Genomic DNA, 3,200 nt, shown 5'->3' with positions numbered 1-3,200 from the left:
AGACGCCGGCGCCCGACGGGGAGACGGCGAGTTAGCCGGCAGGTCGGCATGTCAATCCTGGTCTAACAGAGCCTTATTTTAAGGATCCTCAGGCTACAGCTCCTACGCCGGTGAGGTCTACAAGGCGCCGGAGAACCTCGTGAACAAGAATTTCCACGCCGACGAGCCCAACTAGGCCTAATCCAAGCGAGATTCCAGACTCGACAGACCATTGAGAGTCAGATCGTTGGCGACCTCCGACACACGCTCGATAGGAACCGATCCGTCAGACAGCGCCCACGTGCGATAGATACCGATAATACCGGACAGCAAAAACGCCAGATAGTAATCGAACATCTCGTCCTTGAGACCTTGGGGCAGCAGATCGCGCTCGGCAATCTCGTGCTCGAGCGGTGCACGAAGACGAGCCATAAAATCATCGAGCGGAATGTTCTCGATCAGCTGACGATTGAGCACCAAGTTGTTGCACAGTGCCTCGTTAACGGTTTTAAAGAAGGTCGCCGCCGCGCCCAGGGCGCGCTCGTTGGTGTCGCCGTCCATGGAAGCAAGCGTTTTCTCGACCGAGTCGACAATCATCTCCACCACATCGACGGCAATGGCATCGAGCAGGCCGTCAACCGTGCCAAAGTGCACGTAGAAGGTTTTGCGGTCGACATTGGCCTCGCGTGCGATGGCACTCACCGTAATGTCTGCCAGCGGCTTTTCCATGAGCAGGCGCTCGAAAGCGGAAAGGATGGCATTACGGCTGCGAACAATGCGGCGGTCAAGACGCGGTTTGCTGGTTGCCATGGGCGTGTCCCTTCGATAAGAGGGCATTCATCAACAGATGAGAGATAATCTACGTAAGAGGATTATCCCCCATACAGCATAAATATGCCCCGCATCATGAAGAACGCACGACTGTCCTACTGCGACTTAGGGCGCTTCTTCTTATTGAGTGCCGACGGAGATACGCGAATACCATCGCCTGTCTGGCGCACATAGGCTTTATGAGCCGGCTTAGCGGCCCCAGAAGCCTTCTGAGCGTGCTTCTTGGGATCAACGGTAACAGCATTCGTGGGGTGCGGCTTAGTGGGCGCAGAGGGCGTCTGAGACGTGCGGCCGAGTTTGCGCATCACGCGATCCCAGCGCGCATGGATGCTCTCGTTGTGGGCGCTCTTAAGACCCAGCAGGGGCGCAGCCAAAATGGTCGGCGCAATGAACGTAATGAGGCGCCACAGCAGATAGCCGGCGGTCGAAGCCGACCCAAAGAAATGACCCAAGAACAATGCAAAGCCGCCCTCAGCGCCACCAGTTCCACCGGGCAAGGGAACCGCAGAGCTCAGAAGCTGGACAAAGGCGCTCGCGGCCATGACCGAGAAAAAGTCGACCTCGTGGTGGCCAAAGGCAAGCATCAGGAAATACGGCACCAGATAGAAAAACGCGAGCTGCAGCATGGTGATAAACACGGTGAGCAGCATGGAAGAAAAATGTCCGGCTGAAAGCTTGAACTTCTCGGAGAAGGAGTAGATCTCGCCATCGACAAACGTGCGCCATCCCTCGATCTTAGTGGCCGAGACACCAATGCGCTCAAGCCAATTGATGATGCAGTGGGCGACGCGCGTGACGGTCTTAGGCATGAGCGCGACGGCGAAGATGCCAAGCAAGATGCAGCAGTGCCCACCAAAGCTAAAGACGCACAGCAACGTCATATCGCCATAGCAATCGGCAAAAAACGGCATGCGAGCAAGCAATAGGATAGCGCCCCAGGCAACGAGGCCAAACTGGTACACGATAAAGCGCGTGAACTGCGTGGCGCCAGCCTCGCCGACATTTTGGCCCGCCTTGGTCAGGCGGTAGATCTGGGCGGGAGTCGAGCCCATCATCATAGGTGTGAGGTTGCCAAAGAAGATGCCACTCGCCTCGACCGAGATCAGGTCGCGAATGCCAACGGGTGAATTGGGGTCGAGCCAGACAGCGATCGCATAGGCCACAATGCCAAAGAACAGATACATGAACATGCAAAGACACGCGACAAAGAGCCATGACGCCTGGACGCTCGACATAGCGGCCCAGAACTGCCCCATCTGCCCGGTTACCACCAGATAGACGATATAACCCACCAGCACGACGCCGATAAAGATGGCGCCGCGGCGTGCGCTCTTATTGTCATCGCCGCCCGAGGCCTCAACCTCGACCTGGGGCTTAGACGTATGCTGAGAGGACTCCGTCATGAGACTCCTTCTAACAGACAAAATATCTTGGATATTGTACCCGCAAGGACCATAAGCAGAACGCAAAGCTCTGGTTCAAACGGGAATTGCAGACGGTTGTTTGAAAATAAAAAACCCGGCCTTCCATGGGAAGTCCGGGTATCAGATGCGTGGTAGCCCGTACCAGATTCGAACTGGTGATCTCCGCCTTGAGAGGGCGGCGTCCTAAACCGCTAGACGAACGGGCCACATGACATCTGCACTGCCGTGCTGCGAGGAAATATATTACGGGACAAAAAACATCAACGCAAGAAGAAATTCCAAATTGCCGAAAAATTGTCGGCAGGTTATGGAACACACAGGTAAACTGGGTAGCTAATTCAAGTTGAGATGGACCAAAAGAGCTTCGCGCTCGTTGGGGATGTTGTCTTCGATCACGGCGTCGAGGGCGGAGTTGAGTAGCTGCCCCAGTTCCGGCCCGGGCTTGACTCCGGCACGGATCAGGTCGCCGCCGTTGATGGCGAGCATCTTGATCGTATAGGGCTCCCCCGCCTTCAGCAGCTCGTGCGCCATCGCGCGCATCTCCTCAATCGTCTCAACGTAATAGAAGCACGACGGGGCCTTGCCGAGCGTGTCGGCACGCTTAAGATCCATGAGCTCGTCCATCAAGCGCGGCGTGTCGACGCCCTCGCCCGAAAGCGCGCGCATCATATTGAGCAGGCAGGAGCGCTCTGGGCGCAGCGGCTTGTCGTGATATTTGATGAGCAGGCACACGTCGCGCGCCAGGTCGTGCGAGAGCGCCAGGCGGTCCATAATGACGCGCGCCTTCTTGGCGCCGAGCTCTGGATGACCGTAGAAGTGTCCGCTGCCGGCGTGATCGACCGTAAAGCAATCGGGCTTGGACACATCGTGCAAAAACGCCGCCCACATAAGGCTCGACGAGGGCGCGACGCCGTCGCACAGCGCCAGCTCCCCTGCCACCGTCAGCACACGGGCGATATGCTCGTA

General features: G+C 57.1%; 3 protein-coding genes and 1 tRNA gene. All 4 read right to left on the bottom strand.

The features are described 5' to 3' along the window. Window positions 1-177 precede the first annotated feature (177 nt). A complete protein-coding gene (locus AB5405_RS09600; protein ID WP_157757975.1) occupies window positions 178-789 on the bottom strand; it encodes a TetR/AcrR family transcriptional regulator in 612 nt (203 codons plus the stop codon). A gap of 116 nt (window positions 790-905) precedes the next feature. Beyond that, entirely contained in the window at window positions 906-2,213 is a 1,308-nt protein-coding gene (locus tag AB5405_RS09595; RefSeq protein WP_368138323.1) for a lysylphosphatidylglycerol synthase transmembrane domain-containing protein, read from the bottom strand. Window positions 2,214-2,363: 150 nt separating this feature from the next. Continuing rightward, a tRNA-Glu gene (locus AB5405_RS09590) sits at window positions 2,364-2,440 on the bottom strand. Between the two features lie 127 nt (window positions 2,441-2,567). After that, window positions 2,568-3,200 (bottom strand): HD domain-containing protein (locus AB5405_RS09585; RefSeq protein WP_368138322.1); only part of this gene is annotated, 633 nt, incomplete at its 5' end.

This window comes from Collinsella aerofaciens (genome assembly GCF_040920445.1).
Classification (GTDB): Bacteria; Actinomycetota; Coriobacteriia; order Coriobacteriales; family Coriobacteriaceae; genus Collinsella; species Collinsella aerofaciens_BH.
Note: the sequence above shows the minus strand (reverse complement) of the source record. Positions and strands in the feature narration are given on the sequence as shown.

Excerpts from the sequence above, each read along its gene's own strand:
- AB5405_RS09600 (WP_157757975.1), bottom strand. The coding sequence starts at position 789 with ATGGCAACCAGCAAACCGCGTCTTGACCGCCGCATTGTTCGCAGCCGT.
- AB5405_RS09595 (WP_368138323.1), bottom strand. The coding sequence starts at position 2,213 with ATGACGGAGTCCTCTCAGCATACGTCTAAGCCCCAGGTCGAGGTTGAG.